Origin of the sequence: Luteibacter mycovicinus (assembly GCF_000745235.1) — a bacterium.
Lineage (GTDB): Bacteria > Pseudomonadota > Gammaproteobacteria > Xanthomonadales > Rhodanobacteraceae > Luteibacter > Luteibacter mycovicinus.
Genome location: NZ_JQNL01000001.1, coordinates 1,100,610 through 1,126,376 on the forward strand (window position 1 = coordinate 1,100,610; position 25,767 = coordinate 1,126,376).

Genomic DNA, 25,767 nt, shown 5'->3' on the forward strand with positions numbered 1-25,767 from the left:
GCATCGGAACGTTTCATTTCACCTCGTCCGGTCCGAACGTTAAGATTTCAATCCAAAGCAAGATCATTCCAAGGAGAGTCGTGAGATGGCCATCGATATCGGTATTGCCAAGAAAGACCGTGAAGCGGTCGCGAAGCACCTGTCCAAGCTGCTGGCGGACACGTATTCGCTGTATCTGAAGACCCACAACTTCCATTGGAACGTGACCGGGCCGCAGTTCAACAGCCTCCACGCCATGTTCGAGGTGCAGTACAACGCCCTGTGGCTGGCCGCCGACGAGGTCGCCGAGCGGATCCGCATCCTCGACGTGTTCGCCCCGGGCTCCTACAGCCAGTTCGGCAAGCTCACCTCGATCAAGGAAGAATCGGGCGTGCCCGAGTGGAAGGACATGGTGGCCCAGCTGGTCGAAGGCCACGAGATCGCCGCCGCCACCTCGCGTGACACGATCAAGGGTGCCGAGGCCGCAGGTGACGAAGGCACCGCCGACATGGTCACCGGGCGCCTCAAGGAACACGAGAAGACCGCCTGGATGCTGCGCTCCCTCCTGAAATAAGCGGCAGCCCCTGTAGGAGCGCGCCTTGCGCGCGATGGATTTCCCGCATCCCCCGCCCTGTTGGCTTTTCGCGCGCGGGGCGCGCTCCTACCCGCTTGCGGCCCCCGGTTTCGGCTTTTTCTCTGAGGCCAGCCTGACCGGCTTTGCTGCAATGCGTTGAGCCGGTCCCTCGCGTTGGTTAAGCTCCCCCGGTTACCTTCTGACTCCATTTGGGGGCCGACCGGTCCGGGGATTGTTTTGAGCTCAGCCACCAAGACCGAACGAAGCCATCCGATTCTCGCCGCGCTGATCCTCGCGATCCTCGTCGCGGGCCTTAACTTCGGCCTCTGGCTGGTAGCCAATCTGCCCAACGGGCCGACCGACTGGCACGGCCCGATCCCGGGCTTCGCGTTCACCGCCTACCAGCGCTACCAGAACCCGATGAAGGGCGACTTCGCCACGGATCCGGAGATCGACAGCGATCTCAGGCTGGTCCGAAAGTATTCGCCCCGCATCCGCACTTACTCGATGCTGGAGAACCCGCAGACGGTTCGCCTGGCCGCGAAGGAAGGTCTGGACGTCATGGCGGGTGCCAACATCGACACGCGCCTCGAAAACAACGAGCGCGAGATCGAAGCGCTGATCGCCCAGGCCAACCGCTATCCCAAGACGATCACCCGGGTCATCGTGGGCAACGAGTCGCTGTTCCGCGGCGACATGAAGCCCGAGCAGATCATGGCGTACCTCGACCGGGTCCGTGCCGCGGTGCACCAACCGGTTTCCGTGGCCGAGCCGTTCCACGTCTGGATCCAGAACCCGGAGCTGGCGAACCACGTCGACTTCATCACGGTCCACCTCTTCCCCTACTGGAACGGCATCGAGACCCGTGCCGGCGTCGCCGACTCCATCGGCACCCGCAACGAGGACGGCAGCAACAACACCGACGGCAGCTACCAGGCCCTGCAGAAGACCTTCCCCGGCAAGCACATCGTCATCGGCGAGATCGGCTGGCCGTCCAACGGCGACCGCAACAAGTACGCGTACCCCAGCGTCTCCAACGAGGCGATCTTCCTCCGTGAATTCTTCAACGTGGCCAAGCGCAAGGGCATCGACGACTACTACGTCCTCGAAGCCATCGATCAGCCGTGGAAGGAAAACCTGGGCGAAGGCCGCACCGGCGCCTACTGGGGCATGTTCAACGCCGACCGCCAGCTGAAGTTCCCCTTCACCGGCCCGGTCACCGAGGACGTGGGCTGGCCCTGGAAGGCGCTCGCCGCGTCGGTCATCGCGTTCTTCCCGATGCTGTGGTTCGGCCTGCGCTTCAGCCGCTTCAAGCTGATGGGGCGCCTGTTCTTCATGGCGCTGATCCAGCTGGCCTGCGGCCTGATCGTCTGGTCGGCGACCCTGCCGTTCAATTTCTACCTCAGCCCGTTCGACTGGGCGATGCTGATCCTGCTGTTCCCCGCGCAGATCGCCATCCTCGGCATCCTGCTGATCAACGGCTTCGAGTTCACCGAGGTCCTCTGGGCCCGCAGCTGGATCCGTCATGCGGGCATGCTGCCCAAGGACCCGGTCGAGCGTCAGCCCTTCGTTTCCATCCACCTGGCCTGCCACAACGAGCCGCCGGAGATGGTCCAGATGACCCTGGACTCGCTGGCCGCGCTGGACTACGAGAACTACGAAGTCCTGGTGCTGGACAACAACACCAAGGACCCGGCGGTCTGGGAGCCGGTCAAGGCGTACTGCGAGCAGCTCGGCCCGAAGTTCCGCTTCTTCCACCTCGAACCGTGGCCCGGCTACAAGGCCGGCGCGCTGAACTTCGGCCTGACCGCGACCGACGAGCGCGCCGATGTGGTGGCCGTCATCGATGCCGATTACGTGGTGCGTGAAGACTGGCTCGCCTCCCTCACAGGTTACTTCCACGACTCGAAGGTCGCCGTGGTGCAGTGCCCGCAGGCCCACCGCGACTTCGAGAAGAACCGCTTCCGCCGCATGACCGCCTGGGAATTCGACGGCTTCTTCCGCATCGGCATGCACCACCGCAACGAGCGCAACGCGATCATCCAGCATGGCACCATGACCATGGTCCGTCGCTCGGCGCTGGAAGGCACCGGCGGCTGGTCCGAATGGACCATCTGCGAAGACGCCGAACTCGGCCTGCGCCTGATGCATTCGGGTTACGAGCTGGTCTACGTCGACGAGCTGATGGGCAAGGGCCTCACCCCGGCGGACTTCAAGGCGTACAAGAGCCAGCGCTACCGCTGGGCGTTCGGCGCCATGCAGATCCTCAAGGGCCGCTGGAACTGGATGACCCGCAAGGGTCCGCTCTCCGCCGGTCAGCGTTTCCACTTCCTCACCGGCTGGTTCAGCTGGTTCGCCGACGCGCTGCATTTCATCTTCACGATGATGGGTCTGCTCTGGACCGCGGGCATGATCTACGCGCCGGAGTACTTCAACCTGCCGATGCAGCTGTTCATGATCCCCGTGATCGGCTTCTTCTTCGCCAAGGCTATCTTCGGTGTGGTGCTGTACCGGGCACGTGTCCCGTGCGGCTGGTACGACACCATCATGGCATCGGTGGCCAGCATGGGCCTGTCGCACGCCATCGCGCGCGGCATCCTGCATGGCCTGACGCGTGAGAAGACCGCATTCGTGGTGACGGCCAAGAGCCGGCGCATGGGTGGCAGCAGCTTCGCCGCCTTCGCACCGGTGCGCGAAGAAGGCCTCATGGCCATCGCCCTGCTCTGCGCCGTGATCGGCATGGCCATGCATTACGGCACGGCCTATACGGAAAGCGAGCTGTGGATGTTCATCCTGGCCGCGCAGTCGATTCCGTACGTGTCCGCTCTGGTCGGCGCGTGGATCGCGCATACCTCGGGTGACGAGGCCGGTTGATTCAGCCTCGTTCACGTTTGTGTATCGACCTTACACGCCCGTCGCGGTAAGTTACGCCAAGACCTGACGTCAGGGGACGCTGGATGCGACCCCGCCTGGCTGCCGTCCTCGCGACGGCGTTTGTGAATCACGATCGGAACAGGACGCTCATGCGCCTTACCAGACGCCATGGACTGCTGCTTCTGCCGTGGTTCCTCCTGCCCACGCTCGCGCATGCCGGCATCGTTCTCCGTGTCGACGGTGTCGACGAGAACCTGAAGAACGCCGTGGTCGCCGGCGTCGACCTCTCCCAGTACGCCAAACGCGACGTCACCGCCGCGCAGGTTCGCCGCCTTTACGAGAAGGCGCCCGACCAGGTGCAGACCGCGCTTCGCCCCTACGGCTACTACGAAGCGACGGCGACGGGCGACCTCAACCAGGTCGGCAACGACTGGCAGGTGACGCTGCATGTGGTCCCCGGTACGCCGGTGAAGATCACGAAGGTGATTGTCACGGTCGATGACGACGCGAAGAAGGTGCCGACGATCCGTCGCGCCGTCCGCGGTGTCGAAAACCTCAAAGACCAGCCCATGAACGACGGCGCCTACGACGGCGCGCGCGACGCGGTCAGCGGCGCGCTGACCGCCACGGGTTACCTGGACGCCAGGCTCGTCACGCACAGCGTGGAAGTGAACCGGGCCGAGCACAGCGCCACGGTTAACCTGAAGTGGGAAGCCGGCCAGCGGTATCGGTACGGCCACGTCGTCTTCAAGAACTCGCAGTTCCGCGACGGTTTCCTCGATCGCTACGTGCCGTTCAAGAGCGGCGACTACTTCTCGCAGGGCCAGCTTCTGGAACTGCAACAGGCGTTGAACGGCGCCGACTATTTCGCCGTCGTCAACGTCATCCCCGATACGGACAACGCGAAGGAAGGCACGATCGACATCGACGTCGAACTGGCGCCGGCCAAGCGGACCATCTACACGGGCGGTCCGTTCTTCGGCACGGATACCGGCCCCGGCCTGCGCGGCGGTATCGAGAAGCGCTGGATCAACGATCGCGGTCACAAGTGGAAGAATGAGCTGGTCGTCGCCACACGCCTGAAGACGATCTCCACGCTGTACCAGATCCCCATGCCCGGCCCCAACCAGCGCAGCTTCAACTTCGGCGCGAATTACCGCGACGCCAACACCGTGACCTCGCAGTCGCGCACGTTGCAGCTGGTCGCCAACGAGACGCGCCTGTGGCATGGCTGGACGCGCACGCTCGGCGTCAGCGCCTTGTCCGGCACCTTCACCGTCGGCAAGCGTGGCGATGAAGCCGACAGCGCCGCGGGCCTCGAACACGGTCGCAGCACCCTGCTCTACCCCGAGGTGACGCTGAGCAGGAAGAAGGGCGACAACCCGACCTTCGTGCGCAGCGGCTGGTCGATCACCGTCACCGGACGCAGCACCGTGGGCGGTCTGCTCTCCGACGCCAGCTTCTCGCAGGTGATCGGCGACGTGAAATGGATTCAGTCGTTCTGGGGCCGCAACCGTCTGATCCTGCGCGGCACCGCCGGCAAGATCTGGACCGACAACTTCAGCGATCTGCCGCCGCAGCTGCGCTTCTTCGCCGGTGGCGATCGCTCCGTGCGCGGTTACGACTTCGAGAGCATCGGTCCGCGTAACAGCTACGGTCGCGTGATCGGTGGCGAAGGTCTGCTGGTCGGCAGCACCGAGGTCGAGCACTACTTCACCCGCAACTGGGGCATGGCCGCCTTCGTCGACGCCGGCAACGCGTTCACGGGCACCGATTACAGCCCGCGCATCGGCGCCGGTTTGGGCGTCCGCTGGCTGTCACCGGTCGGCATGATCCGCGCGGATGTCGGCGTGCCGGTCGGCGACAAGAACGAACACGGCATCCACCTTCACGTCGTCATCGGGCCCGACCTGTGAGCAGCACCGGCATGAAATGGTTTCTCCGTATCGGTATCGCGCTCGGTGCGCTGCTGCTCGTCGTCGTGCTGGCCTTGTGGTGGATGGTCGGCACGGCATCCGGCCTGCGCTTTGCGCTCGCCCGTGCACAGGGTTTCACCGACAACGCCCTGACCGTCGACAAAGCCGAAGGTCGTCTCGCCGGCCCGCTCGATCTCGCTGGCGTCCGCTACCGCGACGGAAAGGGCATGGACGTGCGCGTCGCGTCGGCGCACCTCGACTTCTCGTTCGGCGCACTGCTGCGCAAGACGGCGCACGTGTACACGCTCACCGCCGACGGGATCGACGTGGCGCTGGGCCCCAGCGAGCCCGACACGCAGCCGTCCGAGCCGTTCTCGCTCAAGCCGCCGCTCGACATCGTGCTGGACAAGGTCAAGGTCGGGCACGTCCGCGTGACCCGGCAGGGCCAGCCGCTGTTCGAGTCCAACTCGCTTGATCTCGCCGGGTCATGGACCGCGAAAGGCATTGCCCTGAAGACGCTCGCGCTGCGTGCGCCCGATGGTCAGGCCGACCTCGGTGGCACGCTGGCGGTGGGCAAGAACTATCAGGGTGACGGCAAGGCCAGCTTCCGCTGGAAAATCGGCGATATCGATTACGCGGGCAATGTCGAAGCGCATAGCGACGGCGACAAGGCCCACACCATCGTCAAGCTCACGCTCCCGCTCGTCGCGCAGGTCGATGCGAATCTGACGCAGAGCGGCGACTTCCCGTGGACGGCGTCCATCGACGCGCCCCGCTTCGATCCCAAGCCGCTGATCGGCGACAGCAGCCTGACCTCGCTCGGCCTGGCCGTGAAAGGCAGCGGCGACCGCTACGGCGCCAACCTCACCGGCGATCTCGACCTCAACGATTACAGGGTGCATCTCGCCCCGCTGAAGGCCGCGTTCGACCACGAGTACAAGCGCCTGACGCTGGACGAACTCACGGTCGGCTCACCGCAGGTCAAGGGGTCGCTCACGGCAAAGGGCACCGTGGAGATTGCCGCCACGCCGTTGTCGGCGGATCTCGCGCTCAACTGGAAGGACGTACTGGTCCCGGCCAGCGTCGCCGGCCAGGATCTCGCCAGCACCGGCCAGCTCGGGTTCAAGGGCAGCGCCGAGGCGTACCACGCCGCGGGCGATATCGACATCGGCCCGCCCGGTCACGTCGGCAAGTTCACGCTCGATGTCGACGGCAAGCCCGACCTCATCACGATGCACACCGTGCAGCTCAAGCAGGCCAACGGCAGCCTCGGCGCCAGCGGCACGCTGACGCTGCAGCCCGCGCTCGCGTGGAAACTCGACGTCAAGGGCGACCGCTTCGATCCTGGCCAGTTGCTTGCCGAATGGCCGGGTGCGCTGAATCTCGACATGTCGACCGAAGGTCGTCTGGTCGACAACCAGCCGCTGGGCACGCTCACGCTGCGCAAGCTCGACGGCACACTGCGCCAGCGTCCGCTGCGCGGCAACGGCGAGCTCACACTGAAACCCAGCGAAGTCGTCAACGGCACGCTCGACGTTGCCTCCGGCGGCAGCACGATCCGTCTGGATGCCAGGGGCGACACTTCGAACGACGCGACGCTGAAGCTCGCCATCGCCTCGCTCGGGGACTGGCTGCCTGACGCGGGTGGACGCGTGCAGGGTGACATTTCGGCGAAGGGCAATGTGCCGAAGCTTGCGGTGAAAGCGAACGTGCGCGGCAGCGCCATCGTCTACGCAGGGCAGAAGATCGACGCATTGACCGTCGATGCCGATGTGCCCGACGTGAGCGCGCCGGGCGGCAAGCTCGCCGTTGTCGGTACCGGCGTCAATGCGGGTGGGTTGCTGTTCGAGCGCCTTGCCGTCAACGCCAACGGCACGCAAGAGAAGCACCAGCTTAGTATCGACGCGAAGGGCCGCCCGCTCACCGCCGACCTGCAGCTGTCGGGCGGCCTGCGCGACGGCGCCTGGAACGGCACGCTGTCCACGCTCAACATCGACTACCAGAACCTGCCGCGCTGGCGCCTGCAGAACGCGAGCCAGCTCGCGTACAAGGACGGCGCGATGAGCATGAGCGATCTGTGCCTCACGGCCGGCGATCCGCTGCTCTGTGTGGCTGCCAAGCAGGACAAGGGTGGCAACCTCGACGCGAGCTACCGCCTGCGTCAGGTGCCGCTGGCCTTGCTCATGACCGCCGCCGAGGCGTCGGACAGCCCGATGCGTGCCGACGGCATCATCGAAGGTGACGGCAGCATTCGTCGCACCGCCGCCGGCGCCCTGTCAGGTCAGGCGAATGTTCACTCCGCACACGGCACGGTCGCTTATGCCGACCACGCCGACCAGCCTCTGCTGGTATACGACAACCTGACGGCCAATGCGCAGCTTGCGCCCGATAATCAGCGTTTGACGCTCAGCGCCAACCTCAATGACGGCGGTACGCTGGCCGGCAACGTATCGCTCACCGGCGCGCAGCAGGCGCTCGGCGGCAACGTTGCGCTGCATCTGAAGAACCTTGGCCTCATCGAGCTGTTCACGACGGAACTCGCCGAAGTGAAGGGCGGCCTCGATGCGAACTTCAACCTCGGCGGCACCGTTGCCAATCCTGCCGTCACCGGCCAGGCCGTGGTCGATAGCTTCGCGGCGGAAGTACCGAGCGCCGGCCTCAAGCTGAAGGACGGCCGCTTCAGCGTAAACACCACCGATGCGAAGAACTTCGCTGTCGACGGTACGGTGCGCTCCGGCGACGGCACGCTCGGCATCAAAGGCACCGCGCTGATCGGTACCGGCGCGACAATGCGCATCGGCGTGGAAGGCTCCAAATTCACCGCCGTCGACATCCCCGCGGCGAAGGCGATCATTTCGCCCAACCTGACGATCGTGCAGGATGCGAAGGGCATGAACGTCACCGGCAAGGTCGGTATCGATCTGGCGGACGTCAACGTCGAGCGACTGCCCGGTTCCGGCGCGACCAAGGCGTCGCCCGACGTCGTGGTCGTCGATGACAAACAGCAGGAGGCCGCCGCTGAAGCGACGCCGATCAGCGCGGATATCCGCGTCGATCTGGGGCAGAAGGTTCACCTGGTCGGTTTCGGCATCGATGGTCGTATCACCGGTCAGCTCGATGTACGTGAGCGCCCGGGTCGTGCGACGACGGGTCAGGGCCAGATCGGCGTCGACGGTACCTATAAGGCCTACGGTCAGGACCTGAAGATCGAACAGGGTCAGCTGTTGTTCGCCAGCACGCCCATCGACAATCCCGGCCTCAATATCCGCGCGGCGCGTACGCTCAACCCGAATGCCACGATCGACGACGGGCAGAAGGTCGGCCTGTACGTCTCCGGCACCGCGCAGCGCCCCATCCTCACCGTGTTCTCGAACCCCGTGATGGAACAGTCCGATGCCCTCTCCTACCTCGTCACCGGCAAGCCGCTGTCGCAGGTGAAGGGTGGCGAAGGGAACATGGTGGGTGCCGCCGCGCAGGCGCTGGGCTCGGCCGCTGGCGACCTGCTGGCGAAGAGTGTCGGCTCGAAGATCGGTGTCGACGACATCGGCGTATCGAACAACGATGCGCTAGGTGGCACCTCGGCATTCACCGTGGGCAAGTACCTCTCACCCCGGCTCTACCTCAGCTACGGCGTGGGCCTGTTCGACCCGGGTCAGGTCATCACCCTGCGCTACCTCTTCAGCCACAAGTGGAACTTCGAAGCGCAGAACGCGACAGACTTCAGCCGCGCCAGCCTCAACTACCGCCTCGAACGCTGACCGATGGTGCCGCGTCCCCCAGGCCGCGGCACACAAAGGTAGGAGCCAGCCTGCTGGCGAACCCTCAACGCCGCTAAAGCCGACGAGGCGATGCCTCACACGTGGTTCCCACCCCCATCACGATCCACATGATTCCCTCGTCCCGATGGATACAGATATCGGAGACGAGTCATGACATCCCGCAAAGCCGAAGAGATCCAGCACGAAGGCGCTTCCGGTGGCTGGGGCTCCGTCTCCGGTATGGCCAAGGTGCTCCTGCGAGAAAAGCCAACGCCGGCCTCCCTCGACACCCTGCTTCACCAGAACAAACCCCACGGCTTCATGTGTACATCGTGCGCCTGGGGCAAGCCAAAACATCCGCACAAATTCGAATTCTGCGAGAACGGCGCCAAGTCGACCCTATGGGAGCTGACATCGGATCGCTGCACGCCCGACTTCTTCGCCGCCCATACGGTTACGGAGTTGCTCGGCTGGCAGGACTACGACCTCGAAATGCAGGGTCGCCTGACCGAGCCCATGCGCTACGACGCGGCGACGGATAAATACCTCGCCTGCACCTGGGACGAAGCTTTCACAGGCATCGGAGCGACACTCAGGACGCTGGACCCGAAGTCCGTTATTTTCTACGCCTCCGGCAAGTCCGCACTCGAACAGTCCTACCTCTACGGACTTACCGCGCGCTTCTACGGCAACAACAACCTGCCCGACAGCTCGAACATGTGTCACGAAACGACCTCGGTCGGCCTGAAGCAGGTCATCGGGTCACCGGTCGGCACCTGCATACTCGAAGACTTCGAGACGTGCGACGTGATCCTCTACTTCGGCCAGAACCCGGGCACCAACAGTCCGCGCTTTCTCCATCCGCTGCAGGAAGCCGTTAAGCGGGGCTGCAAGATCCTCACGTTCAATCCCGTACGCGAACAAGGCTTGGTTCGCTTCATCAATCCGCAGAACCCGATGCAGATGCTGAGCGGCCACGCCACCGAGCTGTCGCACATGTATCTGCAGGTGCGCCCGGGCGGCGACATCGCGGCAATGATGGGTATGTGCAAGCATGCGTTCGCCCTCGATGCGGCCCGTCGCGAAGGTGGCGAAGACGGTGTCTTCGACCGTGACTTCATCGCCCAGCACACCAGCGAGTTCGACGACTTCGCCACGAAGGTACATGCGACCGCGTGGCACGATATCGAACGCGAATCCGGTCTTACGCGTGCGGACCTCGAAGCCGCCGCGGACGTCTACGCCACCGCGAAGAACGTCATTGCCGTCTACGGCATGGGACTGACGCAGCATGTCCACGGAACTCAGTCCATCGGCATGCTGGTGAACATGCTGCTGCTTGGCGGTCATATCGGCCGCGACGGGGCGGGCGCATGCCCGGTGCGTGGTCATTCCAACGTTCAGGGCCAGCGTACGGTCGGCATCTCGGAGAAGCCGGAGCTGGTACCGCTCGATGTCCTTGCAAGGCAGTTCGACTTCGAGCCGCCGCGCGACAAGGGTATGGGTACGGTGGAAACCTGCGAAGGCATTCTCGCCGGCACGGTGAAAGGATTTATCAGCCTTGGGGGCAATTTCGTCCGAGCCATTCCCGACCAGGAGATCGTGGAGACCGCGTGGTCCGCGCAGGCGATCACGGTCTATATCGCGACCAAGCTCAATCGCAGCCATCTCGTGCATGGCAAGGCCTCCTATCTCCTGCCCTGCCTCGCGCGTTCCGAGGACGACGTGCAGGCGTCGGGAAGCCAGTCCGTATCGATGGAGGACAGCTTCAGCCACATCCATGGCTCGATCGGCAAGCGGAAACCGGCCAGTGAGCACCTGCGATCCGAGGTCGCCATCGTCGCCGGCATCGCCAAGGCGACGCTGCCTCCCAACCCGACATGGCGCTGGGATGAGTGGACCGCCGACTACGGCAAGATCCGCGATCTGATCGAAGCGACGTACCCGGACCAGTTCAAGGATTACAACGCGCGCATGTTCGATGCCGGCGGCTTCTATCGCGGGAATCCGGCGCGTGAACGTGACTGGAAAACAGAGACCGGCAAGGCAAGGTTCACCACGCCGACCGTCCTCTCGGCCGTCGGCGTCGGTGACGCGCCTGGCCGGTACCACCTGATCACGATGCGGTCCAACGATCAGTTCAACACGACGATCTACGGACATAGTGACCGGTTGCGTGGGCTCGAGGGCTCGCGATCCGTGTTGCTGATGAACCCGCAGGATATCGAGCGCGATGGGCTCCACGTGGGTGACGTGGTGACGCTGGTTGGCGATGCTGGCGACGGCGCCGAACGGTCGGTGGGAGGCCTCACCGTTACGGCGTTCAATCTGCCTTCGGGCTGCGTCGGCGGGTACTACCCGGAAATGAACCCGCTTATGCCCTTGTGGTACCACGACGTGGATTCGAAGACGCCCGCGGCCAAGGGCGTGCCGGTGCGAATCTCCGTCGGAAAAGAACCCACATGATCGGAGGACGCGGGATCAGCGCACGCGTGCGTCTCCGTCCTTATTGAAATGCCGATCGGTGGACGAACGCGGAAAATGTGCGGGTCAAGCGTGCCGAGAAAAATACTCTTTCGCCCGCCGGTTGACGTAGAAATAGAGAGCAATCGCCGTCAGCTGCGCTACGCCAAACAATAGAGATGAAACGACTTCCCACTCATCGAAGGGAATCCTATTGATGGCCTGGACAGCGAACGCGCATGGGTACAGAAGCAAAAATCCCAGCAGGTAGCACTCTCGGCTGAACCGGGCACGCTTGAGGATCATCACTCCGGATCCGACCAAGGTGCTGATCGCCAGTGTGAACAGCTCCCCGCTTCCGTTCGTCCACCACTCATGGGCACCTATACTGCGATCTCCGATCATGGCACCCCCAGGCAGAATCGTGGCGATCACGAAAGCGCCCGATGCCAAGGAGATAGCCGTCAGGAATCTCAGAATGCCAGGCATCGATTTGAGCTCACTCACAAGTTGGGTCACATCGCAGAAGAGGCTGTCGTTCAAGTATCACGCAACGCCTCCGGCTGCGAGAGCAATATGCCGGCGGTGAATTGTTTTTCAGCCGCATCTGCAAGGTTCGCAGATCGCCCGGTGACGCAATTGAAATCAGCGCCCCGAATGCAACCGATGCAGCAACTCAGCCTCAGTCAACGAAATCCCACATGTCTCCGCAATGTCCTTCGGCGAAGCCCCCTGCCGGGCCAGTCGCTGCGCGAGTGCCAGCGACCGGTCACTCGTGCTCCCCGGCTCGGAAGCAATCGTCACCGTCGGCGCACGACGCACCTGCTCTTCAATATCGCCAAGGCGATTCTCGAGGCGACGAAGCATCGTGTTGAGCGCCGTCGGATCGATGGCGGGTTCGGCCAGCGGTGCGGGAGTCTGCACGGGTTCGGTGACGGGCGCGGGTGCCGGTTTCGCGGGCGCGTTACCGAGGCGGCGGAACACCAGCAGCAGGCCGACCAGGTTCAGGGCGGCGAGTGCGATGAGGATGTATCCGACGATCGGGTTCATGCGGGGTGGCTTCCGGGGTTAGCGGGGACACGGTAACTCAGTGGGGGGGAATTCTGAAGATGCAGGTTTGTGCGGTGGTGGGAGGCCTGTCGCCAGCAGGGCTGGCTCCTACAAAGAGCGGGGGCGGTAACCTCTGCCGCCGCAGTCAGGCGCGGCAGAGGCGGGGGACGTCGACGAGGGCGATGAAGCCGTCGTCGCGGGTGATGACGCCGGTGACGGGGTCGTCGCGGCGGTTCGCGCGGCCGGGCGGTGGCGGGTCGACTTCGTCGGCGTCGAACTGAAGCATCTCTCCGATCACGTCGATGAGCATGCCGACCGCCGTTCCGCTGTCTTCGAAGACGATGACGCGGCGCGCGTCTTCCGCGCCCGGTTCGAGTGCGCCGTCGAGGCCGAAGCGGCGACGGCCGTCCAGCACGGGTACGATCTGACCGCGCAGGTTGACGATGCCGAGAACGTCTTCAGGACCACCCGGCACCGGCGTGATGTCACCCGGACGGATGACTTCGCGCACGCTGTTCAGCGCCACGGCGTAACGCTGCCCCTTGAGTGAAAAGCCCAGCCAGGCGCCCTGCGCGTTGTGTTGCGAGTCGGTCACGGACCCAGCTCCTTTTCCAGCCATTCGATCAGCGCCGTGGTGTTGACCACGCCGCACTTGGGTTCTTGCGACATGCCGGCCAGCCAGGGCCGCGTGGTCGCGCCGGTGCGCCACTGGATGGCGTCGGCCTCGAGTTCCACCGGCTCGTCGACGACGATGCAGGCGATCGCCCAGCCGCGATGGCCGAGCAGAACGACCGATGACGACAGCGCTCCCGCCATATCCGGCGAGATGATCGCCGCCAGATCCGCGACCCGCGCTTCACCGCTGGGATGACGCCAGCGCCCGAGGCATACCGGGTTCGGTACATTGGGCGGCGACAAAGGCGGTATGGGCAGGACGTGACTCACGTCGGCCATCGGCACGGCCAGCTTGACGCCGGCGGCAACGCAAAGCAGGTAACGGTTGTCGACGACCGGCGCAGCGGACTCGGACGACGCGTTGCGCCAGGTCTCGATGGCCACCACTTTGACTTCGTTCGGAGGCACCACGGCCGGCACCGCCGCAGGCGTGAGCAGCTCGGCAAGATAGTCGGCGACGATCTGCTCGGCATCCTGCATGGCGCGCATCACGCGGCGGCATCCGTCGCGGGCGCGGTGGCCGACGCAACGGTGGAAGCGGCATCAACCGCGGGAGGCGCCAGCAATTCATCGAGCAACTGGCGATACGCCAGACCGCCGCGACGTGCGGCCGGCCACGAGGCGAGCGGCACACCGGCCGCACTGGCTTCGCGGATCTGCGTATCGGTAGGAATGACGGCCTGACTGACGCTGTCGCCGTATTGCTCGCGCAACTGATCCAGGCAGACGCGCGAGGCGTGCGTCCGCGAATCGAACATCGTCGGCACAATCGTGCGTGGCAGCGGACGACCGCGCGAGCGCTCGATCATCGACAGGCTGCGCAGCATGCGCTCGAGACCGGCCAGCGCCAGTGCTTCGGTCTGTGTCGGCACCAGCAGACGATCGCTCGCCGCCAGTGCGTTGACCATCAGCACGCCGAGCGTGGGCGGGCAATCGAGCAGCACATGGTCGAAGTCGGGCGCGAGCTCGGCGAGCGCCTGGGTAAGCACCAGCCCCATACCCGGACGCGTACCCAGCTGACGGTCCAGCGTGATCATCGCGGGCGACGCAGGCAGCACACTCAACCGGTCCCACTGCGTGGCGTGCACCAGCGTGCGCACCGGCAGCGGCATCGCACTGTTACCGATGCCGAACAGATCGTAGACGCTGCCATGCGCCCCGCCTTCGACGCCGATGTAACCGGACAGCGAGGCATGCGGATCCATGTCGATGAGCAGCGTGCGCTTGCCGGACGCGGCGAGCAGACTGCCCAGCGCGACCGTGGTCGTGGTTTTTCCGACGCCGCCCTTCTGGTTGGAGACCGCCCAGGTGATCATCAGCGATTTCCCCCGGCCGGCGCGGCCGCGGCATCGCTGTAGAAACGCGACGGGGCCGCCTTGTCGCTCATCACGACAATCAGCACGCGGCGGTTCCGGTTGCGTCCGTCGTCGGTATCGTTCGCCACGATCGGACGAAACTCGCCCCAGCCGACGATACCCACGCGATGCGGATCCACACCCGTCGTCGTCAGCAGACGCGCCACGGTAGCGGCGCGTGCCGCGGACAGCTCCCAGTTGGACGGGAACGTCGGCGTGGCGATCGGCGTGTTATCCGTATAGCCCTCGATACGCATCGGGTTCGGAAACGGCGCGAGGATGCCGGCCAGCTTGCGCAGCACGTCATCGGCCGGCGCCTGCAGTCTGGCGACACCGACCGGGAACAGCATGTCGGTCTTGACCTCGATCTCGAGCCAGTCCGGCGTCTGCCGCACGTTGACCAGACTCTTGTCGATCAGCGGCTTCATCGCCCGCTTCACTTCGTCGGAAATCTGGCTGAGGCTGGCGTCCTCGGTCTTGCCGACCGTGGTGTTCGCCGCCGTCGCGGTATTCGTGCTGGCCGCTTCCTGACGCTCGGCGGCGGCGCCTTCGTGACCGGGCAGCGGCAGGTTGCGCGGCGGAACGGGCACGTCGATGCGGGCGATGGGCGCGGCGGCCGGCGCACGCGACTGATTCGGCAACGGCACCTGCGCGGCGGGCGTCGCCTCGCGGATCGGCTCGATCACCTTGCCCGTGCCGTTGAAGGCTTCGTTGATGGACTGCGCCATCACCTTGAACTTGGTTTCGTTGACGGCCGATACCGCGTACATCACCACGAACAACGCGAGCAGCAACGTGATCAGATCGCCATAGGGGATCGCCCAGCGCTCGTGATTGATGTGCTCTTCGTGGTGGCGGCGCTTCACGAGAGAAACCCCTGAAGCTTGCTCTCGATGTGCCGCGGGTTATCGCCCTGGGCGATCGAGACGAGGCCTTCGACGAGGATCTCGCGCATCTGCGACCGCTGACGGGCCAGGCCTTTCAGGCGTGACGCCATGGGCAGCGCCAGCAGATTGGCCAGGCCGATACCGTAAATGGTGGCGACGAAGGCGGCCGCGATGCCGTGGCCGAGCTTGCTCGGTTCGGCCAGGTTCTGCATGACCGACATGAGGCCCATGACGGCACCGATGATGCCCATCGTCGGCGAGTACGCACCGGCGTTTTCGTACACCTTGGCGGCTTCGATGTCGTTGTGCTCGCGTGCGAGCACTTCCACCTCGAGCACGGAGCGCATGGCGTCCGGCTCGGTGCCATCCACCAAAAGCTGAAGCCCCTTACGGATGAAGGGGTCCGATTCGCGCTCGATGGCAGGTTCCAGCCCGAGCAGGCCGGTGCGCCGGGATATCTCGCTCCAGCCGACGATGCGGCTGACGAGGTTTTCCGATTCGATATCCGGCGGGCGATACACCCACGGCAGCATGCTCCACGCACGCTTGAGTACCGGCCCCGGCGTCTGCACCAGCAGCGCGGCCAGGGTGCCGAGGAAGACGATGACGAACGCCGCCGGGTTCCACAGGGCATCGAGACTCGAGCCTTTGAGGATGGTCCCCACGATGATGACCACGAAGGCCAGGATCGTGCCGACGACGCTCACGATATCCATGTCAGACAGCCATCCTCAATGAAGGCAGCACCTGCCCACTGTCATCGGCCAGACCGGCAAGGTCGAGCACGAGGGAGATACGCCCGTCACCGGTGATGGTCGCCCCGGCGACACCTGGAACGTCCTTGAGGAACGGGCCCAGCGGCTTGGCCATGACGTCTTCGCGGCCGAGCACTTCGTCGACCAGGCAACCCAGTGTCTGGTGACCGATCTGCACGACGACGACATGGCCGCCCTTCCCACTCACCCCGGCCCAGTGACCGAGGTCGGCGAGCGGCAAGGCGCGCTGACGGTGCGACGCGACGATGCGGCCGTCGAGCTCCTGGATCTGACCGGGAACGAGCTCGAACACTTCGGTGACATTGGACAGCGGGAGCGAAAGCAGACGATGACCGACGCGAACCATCAGCACGCGCATGATCGCCAGCGTCAGCGGCACCGACAGGCGTACCGTGCTGCCATGACCGACACGCGAGTCGATGGACAGCGTGCCGCCCAGTTCGACGATCTTGGTCTTGACCACGTCCATGCCGACGCCGCGGCCGGAAATGTCGGACACCGTGCTGGCGGTCGAGAAGCCCGGGCGGAAGACGATTTCGTAGCATTCGCGCTCGTCCAGACGCGCGGCCTGCTCGGCGTCCATCAGGCCCTTTTCGACGGCCTTGCGGCGCAGGACCTCGGGATCCATGCCCTTGCCGTCGTCGGTGACGGTAATGACGATGCGGTCGCCGTACTGGCCAGCGGCGAGGCGCACCGTGCCCAGACGCGACTTGCCTTCGGCCGCGCGCACGTCAGGCATCTCGATGCCGTGATCCACCGCGTTACGCAGCAAATGCACGAGCGGATCGGCGAGCGCCTCGACCACGGTGCGATCGATATCGGTTTCTTCGCCTTCCGTGACGAGTTCGATCTCTTTACCGAGCTGGCGGGCGAGGTCACGAATGATGCGCGGGAAACGGGAGAACAGTTTGCCGACGGGCTGCATGCGCATGCGCAGCACCGCATTCTGCAAGTCTTCCGCCACGCGCTCCAGCTCGCCGATGGCACGTTCCATCGGATCGTTACCACCGCGCGGGGCGAGGCTGGTGAGGCGGTTGCGCACGAGCACGAGCTCGCCCGCGGCGTCGACCAGGCTGTCGAGACGATGCGTGTCGACGCGAACCGTCGTGTCGGCGGCGGACGCGGCGCGCTTTTCGCCAGCCGCGGCGGACGCGACCTTCGCTGCGGGAGCAGCCACTGCGGGCGGTGCGGGTGCAGCGACGGGAACCACGGCGAGCGCAGGCGTGGAAGCGACAACGGCCGCCGCACCACCGACCGCACCCGGCGCTGCCGTGCCGTGAAGGGAATCCAGCAAGGCTTCGAATTCGTCGTCGCTGATCGCGTCGTTACTCGACGGCAAGGGTGCGGCAGCGACCACGGGTGCGGGCGTCGGTGCCGATGCGGAAACCGCTGCGCTGTCCGCGCCTGGCGCACCCGTGCCGTACAACGAATCCAGCAGCGCTTCGAACTCGTCATCGTTGATCGTCGCGGACGAGGCCGGTGCCGGCGCGCGGTCGGTGCGCGCGGCGTCGAGCATCGCCTCGAATTCATCTTCGATCGGGTCGTACGCTTTCGGCGCGGAAGGTGCCGCGACCGTCGAAGAGACCGGTACCGCCAAGGCAACGGGAGCCGCGGATACGGCACGACCGGGAATCAGCAGCCGGTCGAGCAGCGAACGCGGCGCGGGCTCGATCGGCACGCCGCCATCGGCGGCGCGCATCATGTCGTTGAGCAGGTCGAGCGACTCGAGCAGCGCATCCATGAAGGCGGCGTTGAGCACGATCGTGCCGTTACGCGCTTCGTTCAGAAGATCTTCGCCACGATGGCACAGCTCCACCATGGGATTGAGCCCAAGGAAGCCCGCACCGCCCTTCACGGTGTGGAACGCACGGAAGACCGCGTTCAGCAGCTCCGTGTCGTTCGGCGACGCTTCGAGATCCACGAGCTGCTCGCCCAGGCTCTCGAGCAGTTCGCGCGCTTCGATCAGGAAGACGTTGAGCAGCTCGTTGTCCAGCTCCACGCTCATAGCGGGCTCAGAATCCGAATTCGCTGAGGAGGCGATCCACTTCGTCCTGGCTGACCTTGTCCGCGGCCGGCGCATTGCCGCCCGCGAGCGACCCGGTCAGACGGACCAGCTCGACCAGCGACGACTCGACCTTGGCCATGAACGCCTCGACCTGCGCCACGCGCTGACCGGAAAGATCCTGCCACGACTGGGCTTCGACCATTTCGCCCAGGCCGATGTCGCAGCTCTGCGCGAAATCGCCCACGCGCACGGCAAGCGCCGTCGCGTTAGCGCCAAATGCCGGGTCGGCATGATCGAGCACCAGCACTTCGTCGGCCTGCTTCGCCAGCGCCTGGGCCTGCGGACGCAGCTTTTCGCTGAAGTCCAGCGTGCGGTGCGCCGCGGTCGAGCTCATCTCGAGCACGTCACGCAGATGCTTGCGCGCATCGCTCATGTTGCCGGGCACGCCGTCGGTCGAAATGTCCGAAGCGAGGCGGCGCACGGATTCGTGCAGGTCGCGCGCAAGGTGGCCCAGCGCCAGGAACAGGTGCTGCTCGCGGCTGCGGATCAGGTTGTCGAGTGCCTTTTCGAACGCGGCGCCGTCGTCGGCCTCGAGCAGCTCGCGCAGTTCGGGGACGACCTCTTGGCCGGGGGAGAGCATCGTATTCATCGTTATTCCCTTAGCCCGCAGCCGCGGCGAGTCGTTCGAAGATCTTGTCGAGCTTTTCCTTCAGCGTGACCGCCGTGAAAGGCTTGACGACGTAGCCGTTAACACCGCTCTGCGCGGCGGCGATGATCTGGTCGCGGTTGTTCTCCGCGGTCACCATCAGCACCGGCAAGGACTTCAGACCGGCATCGGCGCGGATGGCGCGAAGCAGGTCGATGCCCGTCATGTTGGGCATGTTCCAGTCGGTGACGACGAGGTCGATCGGCTGCGAGCGCAGCAACGCGAGGGCCGCGTTACCGTCTTCGGCTTCCTGGATGAGCGTGTTGGTGAAACCCAACTCGACCAGGAGATTCCTGACGATGCGCCGCATGGTGGAAAAGTCGTCCACCACGAGGATCTTCATGTTCTTGTCCAAAACTGCTCTCCGCCACGTGCTTTTTCTTTACCGGCGACGGCACCGCGATGCCGTCACTGCTTGTCTTTCCAACCCGTCATGCGTGCACGCAGGCGAATCAGGGCCTGGCCATGGATCTGGCACACGCGCGACTCGCTCACACCCAGTACCACACCGATTTCTTTCAGGTTGAGCTCTTCATCGTAGTACAGCGACATCACCAGCTTCTCGCGTTCCGGCAGGCCGTCGATCGATTGCGCCAGCGCGTCGCGCAGGCCGTTCTTCTCGAAGTTGCCCTCCGGGCCCGAGGCGTCGGGGTCCGCGACGTCGATCGCCGCGCCTTCGTCGCCTTCCGGCGCCGTGAGGCTCAGCAACCGCGCGCTCGCCGCGTCGGCCAGAATCTGGTTGTACTCCATGGCGTCGATACCCAGCCGCTTCATCACTTCCGCGTCTTCGGCGTCGCCACCCGTTTCGTTCTCGATCTGCCTCGTTACTTCAGCCACCTCGCGCAACTTCCGGTGGACGGAGCGCGGGGTCCAGTCCGTCTTGCGCAGTTCGTCCAGCATGGCGCCACGAATGCGGATGCCCGCATAGGTCTCGAAGCTGGCCGCGCGAGTCGGCGAGTAATTTCTTGCGGCCTCGAGCAGTCCGATCATTCCGGCCTGCATGAGGTCATTCGCGTCCACGCTTGGCGGCAGGCGGCCCATCAGGTGATAGGCGATCCGGCGCACCAGGGGTGCATGCGTTTTAACCAGTTGATCCGCTGGAACTCTAGTGATTTCAAGGTATTCGCTAGCGACACTCACAGCGGCAGCCCTCCCCCCATGTGGTTCCGTTCGGCGAAAAAGCCGATGCGACCCTGCACCCGGGGTTCGGGTTCACCCCATGTATCGACCGACCGGGCCAGATTCTTGAATCCCACCGCCGAGCGGCTGCTCGGCCAGGCGTCGACCACGGCCGCCTGACGGCGGATGGCCTGACGCAGGTACTCGTCGTGCGGAACCATGCCCATGAAATCCAGGGACACGTCCAGGAAGCGGTTGGTCACGCGGGCCAGCTTCTCGAACAGCTGACGGCCTTCCTGCGCATGGCGGACCATGTTGGCGACGATGCGGAAGCGGTTCACGTCGAACTCGCGGCTCATCACCTTGATCAGCGCGTAGGCGTCGGTCAGCGAGGCCGGCTCGTCGCAGACCACGACCACCACTTCGTCGGAGGCTGCCGCGAACATCGACACGCTGTCGGAGATGCCGGCGGCGGTGTCGACGATCAGATATTCGGGGGCGACCGGGTATTCGTCGAAGGCGCGGATCACGGCGGCGTGCTCGATATTCGGCAGCTGCGCCATGCGGCGCGCGCCCGAGGTCGCCGGGATCACCTTCAGGCCGTGGTTGGCGTGGAGGATCAGGTCCTCGATGCGGCACTCGCCTTCGAGCATGTGGCCCAGATGGCGCGTGGGCTGCAGGCCCAGCAGCACATCGATGTTCGCCATGGCCAGATCCGCGTCCAGCAGGACCACGTCACGGCCGCCCATCGCGAGCGCCATGCCGAGGTTGACCGCCACCGTGGTCTTGCCCACGCCGCCCTTGCCGCCCGCCACCGCGATGCTGCGCGTGGGACGACGGTCGGCGAGCCAGTTGAGCCCAGCAGCCTGGGTGGAATCGACGTGTGTGTTCATGAAGGAATTCACTGCCGTGAAGGGGTGTGCGGATGCGGATGCCGTGGTCACGTTACTTCAGTTCCCGGTGTCAGGCGATGGCTGGCGCGGTGGAGAAGCCGAAACGGTCGGCGAGAATCGCGTCGTCCGGTTCGTCGGTGCGCTGCTTGACGAGTTGAGCGGCCAGGCAGACGAGTTTGCGCGCATCCGCGGAGGCGATGTCTTCCGGCACGCGCTGGCCATCCGTGCTGTAGTCCAGCGGCAGTCCGTGGCGGATGACGGCCGACAGGGCACCGCCGATCAGCGGGGCCTCGTCGAGCTTGGTCAGGATCGCGGTCTGCGGCGCCAGCGGCGCGTAGGCACGGATCGCGTTGTCGATGGCCTGCGCCTGCGCGTTCGCGGCAAGCACGAGGCAGACACGCACCTCGGTCATCGCGCGCAGGGTGTCGAACTGCTGCTGCAGCTTCGGATCGTTACCGGCCAGGCCGGCGGTGTCGATCAGTACGGTGTGCTTGCCACGCAGCTGGAGCAGCACGTTGCGGAGGCTCTGTGCATCGTGGGCGTTGTAAACGCGCACGCCGAGCAGGCGGCCGTAATGTTCCAGCTGGGCGCCCGCACCGATGCGGTACTGGTCGGCACTGATCAGCGCGACGTTCGAGGCGCCGTGGCGGAGCACCGCACGCGCCGCAAGCTTGGCGATGGTGGTGGTCTTGCCGACGCCCGTCGTTCCGACCAGAGCGGTGACGGCGCTACCGGCGGTGTCGGCGTTGCGGCCGCTGGTACGGATGTTGCGCGAGAGGATGCCCAGCGGCAGGTAGCGGGCCTGCTCGGCGGTCATGCCCGGCGGTAGCTCGGCGCAGAGCGCGCGAGCCACGTCGCCGTCGATGCCCAGGCGGGTCATCTCGCGGAGCACGCGGGCGCGCAGCGGCTGGTCGCGGTCCATCTGATTCCAGGCGAGCGTGGACAACTGCACTTCCAGCATCTCACGCAGGCTGTTGATCTCGGCACGCACGCCATTGACGGCGGCGTCGCTGTTCGCGTTGTGGTTCGGGGCGACCGTCGCGGCGCGCACCACATCGGCGACGCTGGCGGCGAGCGCGGCGCTCGACTGACGCTGCGGCGCATTCGGATTCGCGACCTGCGGAGCGGCGGGCGCCGGAGCACCGCGCGTCACACGTTCGACAGCGGCGGCGGTCGCGGCCTTGGCCTGATCGATGCGTGCGGCGAAGTCGTTGTCGCGGCGCGCGCGGATCGGGGCTTCCTCGCGCTCGCGCGGCGGAAGATCGACACCGAAGCCGGCTTCACGCACCAGCGCTTCGTCGTAATCCAGCGCCGCGATGATCTCGATACCGTCGTCCAGCCGACGGGTCGACAGGATCACGGCATCCGGGCCCTGCTCGTCGCGCACCTGGCGCATGGCCTGGCGCATGTCGGGGGCTACGAAGCGTTTGATTTTCATGCGTTCGATCCTGTGTCCATGTTCATTCCCCACTTACCTGCCGAGCGCCGTCACCAGCTTGACGCGTCGGTTATCCGGAACTTCGTTGTAAGCGAGTACATGCAGGTTTTGGGCCACATGACGCGTGAAGCGCGAAAGCCATGGACGAAGCGCAGGAGAGACCAGCAATACCGCCGGTTCGCCGGCCGCTTCCTGGCGTCGTGCGGCCTCGGCGACGTTCTGCTGAAGACGATCGGCCAGACCCGGCTCCACGGCCGCGCCGGTCGGACCGCCACCCTGCAGCGACTGCAGCAGGATCTGCTCGAGTTCCGGCGCCAAAGTAATGACGGGCACTTCCGAACCCAGGCCGGCGATCTCCTGCACGATCTGACGACCGAGCGTGACGCGTACGGCGGCGGCGAGCACGCCGGGATCCTGACTCTGACCCGCGTGCTCCGCCAGCGACTCGACAATGCCGCGGAAGTTGCGGATGGGGACGCGCTCGGCGAGCAGGTTCTGCAGCACCTTGACCACCGCGCCCAGCGACAGCCGCTTGGGCACGAGATCTTCGACCAGCTTCGGCGTCTGCTGAGCCAGACGGTCGAGCAGCTGCTGTACGTCCTGGTGGCCGATGAGTTCGTGGGCGTGGTTCTGCAGAATGTGCGACAGGTGCGTGGCGATGACGGTGGCCGGGTCGACCACGGTGTAGCCCAGCGTCTGCGCGTGCTCGCGCATGCCCGGCTCGATCCACACGGCATCGAGGCCGAAGGCGGGATCGCGCGTGGCGATGCCGTTGATCGTGCCGTGCACGCGGCCCGGATCGATCGCGAGCATGCGCTCGGTATGGATTTCGGCCTCGCCCATCGGCACGCCCATCAGCGAAATGCGATAGCCGTGCGGTGCGAGATCGAGGTTGTCGCGAATGTGGACGGACGGGACGAGAAAGCCGAGCTCCTGCGACAGCTTGCGACGCACGGATTTGATCCGCGCCATGAGCTCGCCGCCCTGCGCCTTGTCCACCAGCGGAATCAGGCGATAGCCGACTTCCAGGCCGATGGTGTCGACCTGCGCCACGTCTTCCCACGAGAGTTCGAGACGCTCGGCCGGCGGCGCGGACTCCAGCGCCAGATCGGTACCCGGGGCACCCGGCGTGCCGGTGGCGCCACCCTCGGCAACGAGGTTCTTGCGCTGCTGCAGCTTCCACGCGGCAAAGCCGGCGCCACCGGCCAGCAGAAGGAACGGAATGTTCGGCATCCCGGGGATCAGACCCATCGTGCCGAGCACGGCGGCGGCCACGCCCAGCGCCTTGGGCTGACCGAACAGCTGGCCCATCACGTGCTTGCCCATCTCCTGCGACTTGGACACGCGGGTGACGATGACCGCCGTGGCGATCGAGAGCATCAGGCCGGGGACCTGGGCGACGAGGCCGTCACCAATGGTCAGCAGCGTGTAGGTACGCGCGGCTTCGCCGGCCGACAGGCCATGCTGGAACATGCCGATGAAGAAGCCACCCAGCATGTTGATGGCGAGGATGAGCATGCCCGCCGTGGCATCGCCGCGGACGAACTTGGACGCACCGTCCATCGAGCCGTAGAAGTCGGCTTCCTCACGCACTTCCTGGCGGCGCTCGCGCGCCTGTTCCTGGGTCAGCAGACCGGCGTTGAGATCGGCGTCGATCGCCATCTGCTTGCCGGGCATAGCGTCGAGGGTGAAGCGGGCGGTCACTTCGGACACGCGGGTGGCGCCCTTGGTGACGACCACGAAGTTGATGATGGTGAGGATGGCGAAGACGACGAAACCGACGGCGAAGTTGCCGCCGATGACGAACTCGGCGAAGGCCTCGATGACCTTGCCCGCGGCGCCCGGGCCGTTATGACCGTGCAGCAGCACCACGCGGGTGGAAGCGATGTTCAGCGCCAGGCGCAGCAAGGTGGCGAACAGCACCACCGTCGGGAACGAGGCCAGCTCCAGCGGGCGCATCACGTACATGGTGGCGAGCAGGATCACCAGCGACAACGCGATGTTGAAGGTGAACAGCAGGTCCAGCATGAAGGGCGGCAGCGGCAGCATCATCATGCCGAGCATGATCAGCATGGCGACCGGCGCCGCCACGCCTCGGCGGCCGATCTGCCGGAACGTACCCATCAGGTTGGTGGAAGCGGCCATTCGTCAGTTATCCATGCGGTAGGGGCCGAGCAGGTCCGGGTCGATCTCCTGCTTCGGTAGCTCCGGCGGGAGATCGCCCATGGCGATCGCCTGCTTCAGCCGGAACACGTAGGCCAGAATCTGGGCCACCGCGACATACAGCGCCGACGGGATTTCGCGTCCGATTTCCGTAGTTGCATACAAGGCTCGTGCCAACGGAGGCGCTTCGACCACAGGAATCTTCGCCCCACCCGCCACATCGCGGATCTGCTGGGCCAGGACGTCCACACCCTTGGCCACCACGCGGGGCGCTCCCATGCGGTTTTCGTCGTATTTCAGGGCCACGGCGAAGTGCGTCGGGTTGGTCACGATGACGTCCGCCGTGGGCACGTCTTCCATCATCCGGCGGCGTGCCATCTGATGCTGCATCTGCCGGACTTTTGACTTCAGCTCGGGACTGCCCTCGCTTTCCTTGTGCTCGTCCTTCACCTCCTGCTTGGTCATCTTCATCTTCTTGGTGAAGCTGTACTTCTGCCAGGGCGCGTCGACCAGGGCCACGGCGCCCAGCGCCACCGCGAAGATCAGCGAGGCGTGGCCGAAGATCCCGAAGGCGCGGGCGATCCCTTCGGCCACCGGACCCGTGCCGCCCATGTACATCTCGGTCGTGCTTTTTCGCAGGAACCAGACCAGCGTGCCGCCGATCAGGATGAGCTTGAGCACCGACTTGCCCAGCTCGACCAGGCCGTTGAGGGACACCAGCCGGCCGAAGCCCTTGATCGGGTCCAGACGGTCGAACTTCGGAATGAGCGCCTCGAAGGAAAAGTTCAGTCCGCCCATGAGGGTCGGCGCGGCCACCGACGCGATCATCGTCGCGATGAACACGGGCGCCAGCATCCAGAAACCTTCCATCACGGCGGTCATCATCGCGTGGTAGAGGCCATTGGCGGCGAACAGGTCATCGCGCCCGTAACGCAGGCCGACATGCATGATGTTGGCCGCGTGCATGGACATCTGGTCGCGCGAGGCGATCAGGGTGGCGACGCCCGCCAGCACCACCACGGCGGTCGACAGGTCGCGCGAGCGCGGCAGATCGCCCTTCTCGCGGGCTTCGCGAAGGCGTTTGTCACTGGGTGATTCGGTTTTGTCCTCGTTGTCGGCGCCCTCGGCCATGGCCG

General features: G+C 65.3%; 20 protein-coding genes. 5 read left to right on the forward strand and 15 right to left on the reverse strand.

Features of this window, described 5'->3' with window-relative positions; all coding sequences use genetic code 11:
* Positions 1-85 precede the first annotated feature (85 nt).
* From FA85_RS04985 to FA85_RS05005, 5 genes are all read left to right on the forward strand, one after another.
* On the forward strand, positions 86-553 hold the full coding sequence (locus FA85_RS04985) for a Dps family protein (RefSeq protein ID WP_036111267.1): 468 nt from the start codon (positions 86-88) through the stop codon (positions 551-553).
* 237 nt (positions 554-790) lie between these two features.
* The gene (locus FA85_RS04990; protein ID WP_036111265.1) at positions 791-3,427 is read left to right on the forward strand and encodes a glycosyltransferase; all 2,637 of its coding nucleotides are present in this window, start codon (positions 791-793) and stop codon (positions 3,425-3,427) included.
* A gap of 149 nt (positions 3,428-3,576) precedes the next feature.
* The gene (locus tag FA85_RS04995; RefSeq protein WP_036117233.1) at positions 3,577-5,343 is read left to right on the forward strand and encodes an autotransporter assembly complex protein TamA; all 1,767 of its coding nucleotides are present in this window, start codon (positions 3,577-3,579) and stop codon (positions 5,341-5,343) included.
* Between the two features lie 11 nt (positions 5,344-5,354).
* The gene (locus FA85_RS05000; RefSeq protein WP_051944194.1) at positions 5,355-9,101 is read left to right on the forward strand and encodes a translocation/assembly module TamB domain-containing protein; all 3,747 of its coding nucleotides are present in this window, start codon (positions 5,355-5,357) and stop codon (positions 9,099-9,101) included.
* A gap of 171 nt (positions 9,102-9,272) precedes the next feature.
* Complete coding sequence (locus FA85_RS05005; RefSeq protein WP_051943386.1) at positions 9,273-11,567, forward strand: FdhF/YdeP family oxidoreductase; 2,295 nt, start codon at positions 9,273-9,275, stop codon at positions 11,565-11,567.
* 84 nt (positions 11,568-11,651) lie between these two features.
* Here FA85_RS05005 and FA85_RS05010 read toward each other — a convergent pair whose 3' ends face one another.
* From FA85_RS05010 to flhB, 15 genes are all read right to left on the reverse strand, one after another.
* Positions 11,652-12,107 (reverse strand): hypothetical protein, encoded by a 456-nt coding sequence (locus tag FA85_RS05010; protein WP_036111257.1) that lies wholly within the window; start codon positions 12,105-12,107, stop codon positions 11,652-11,654.
* Positions 12,108-12,209: 102 nt separating this feature from the next.
* Positions 12,210-12,614: a DUF2802 domain-containing protein gene (locus tag FA85_RS05015; RefSeq protein WP_036111254.1), complete on the reverse strand. Its 405-nt coding sequence runs from the start codon at positions 12,612-12,614 to the stop codon at positions 12,210-12,212.
* 145 nt (positions 12,615-12,759) lie between these two features.
* Positions 12,760-13,209, reverse strand: a complete 450-nt coding sequence (locus FA85_RS05020; protein ID WP_239709099.1) for a chemotaxis protein CheW — start codon at positions 13,207-13,209, stop codon at positions 12,760-12,762.
* On the reverse strand, positions 13,206-13,778 hold the full coding sequence (locus FA85_RS05025; RefSeq protein WP_036111247.1) for a hypothetical protein: 573 nt from the start codon (positions 13,776-13,778) through the stop codon (positions 13,206-13,208). The genes FA85_RS05020 and FA85_RS05025 overlap by 4 nt, the downstream gene beginning before the upstream one ends.
* Positions 13,778-14,605, reverse strand: coding sequence for a ParA family protein (locus FA85_RS05030; RefSeq protein WP_081907393.1), 828 nt, complete (start codon positions 14,603-14,605; stop codon positions 13,778-13,780). The genes FA85_RS05025 and FA85_RS05030 overlap by 1 nt, the downstream gene beginning before the upstream one ends.
* A complete protein-coding gene (motD, locus tag FA85_RS05035; RefSeq protein WP_051943384.1) occupies positions 14,605-15,510 on the reverse strand; it encodes a flagellar motor protein MotD in 906 nt (301 codons plus the stop codon). The genes FA85_RS05030 and motD overlap by 1 nt, the downstream gene beginning before the upstream one ends.
* Positions 15,507-16,247 carry a flagellar motor protein gene (locus tag FA85_RS05040; RefSeq protein ID WP_036111245.1) on the reverse strand — a complete coding sequence of 247 codons (741 nt, stop codon included), beginning with the start codon at positions 16,245-16,247 and terminating at the stop codon, positions 15,507-15,509. Before FA85_RS05040 ends, motD begins: the two co-directional genes overlap by 4 nt.
* A 1-nt stretch (position 16,248) precedes the next feature.
* Positions 16,249-18,312, reverse strand: coding sequence for a chemotaxis protein CheA (locus tag FA85_RS05045; protein WP_036111244.1), 2,064 nt, complete (start codon positions 18,310-18,312; stop codon positions 16,249-16,251).
* A gap of 7 nt (positions 18,313-18,319) precedes the next feature.
* On the reverse strand, positions 18,320-18,961 hold the full coding sequence (locus FA85_RS05050; protein WP_176809059.1) for a protein phosphatase CheZ: 642 nt from the start codon (positions 18,959-18,961) through the stop codon (positions 18,320-18,322).
* 10 nt (positions 18,962-18,971) lie between these two features.
* Positions 18,972-19,373: a chemotaxis response regulator CheY gene (cheY, locus tag FA85_RS05055; protein WP_036111237.1), complete on the reverse strand. Its 402-nt coding sequence runs from the start codon at positions 19,371-19,373 to the stop codon at positions 18,972-18,974.
* A gap of 53 nt (positions 19,374-19,426) precedes the next feature.
* The gene (locus tag FA85_RS05060; RefSeq protein ID WP_036111235.1) at positions 19,427-20,158 is read right to left on the reverse strand and encodes an RNA polymerase sigma factor FliA; all 732 of its coding nucleotides are present in this window, start codon (positions 20,156-20,158) and stop codon (positions 19,427-19,429) included.
* Positions 20,155-21,030, reverse strand: coding sequence for a MinD/ParA family ATP-binding protein (locus tag FA85_RS05065; RefSeq protein WP_036111233.1), 876 nt, complete (start codon positions 21,028-21,030; stop codon positions 20,155-20,157). Before FA85_RS05065 ends, FA85_RS05060 begins: the two co-directional genes overlap by 4 nt.
* Before the next feature lie 70 nt (positions 21,031-21,100).
* Entirely contained in the window at positions 21,101-22,468 is a 1,368-nt protein-coding gene (gene flhF, locus FA85_RS05070) for a flagellar biosynthesis GTPase FlhF (protein ID WP_036111230.1), read from the reverse strand.
* A gap of 33 nt (positions 22,469-22,501) precedes the next feature.
* Complete coding sequence (flhA, locus tag FA85_RS05075) at positions 22,502-24,613, reverse strand: flagellar biosynthesis protein FlhA (protein WP_036111227.1); 2,112 nt, start codon at positions 24,611-24,613, stop codon at positions 22,502-22,504.
* A 3-nt stretch (positions 24,614-24,616) separates the two neighbouring features.
* Positions 24,617-25,762, reverse strand: a complete 1,146-nt coding sequence (gene flhB, locus FA85_RS05080; protein WP_036111226.1) for a flagellar biosynthesis protein FlhB — start codon at positions 25,760-25,762, stop codon at positions 24,617-24,619.
* Positions 25,763-25,767 lie beyond the last annotated feature (5 nt).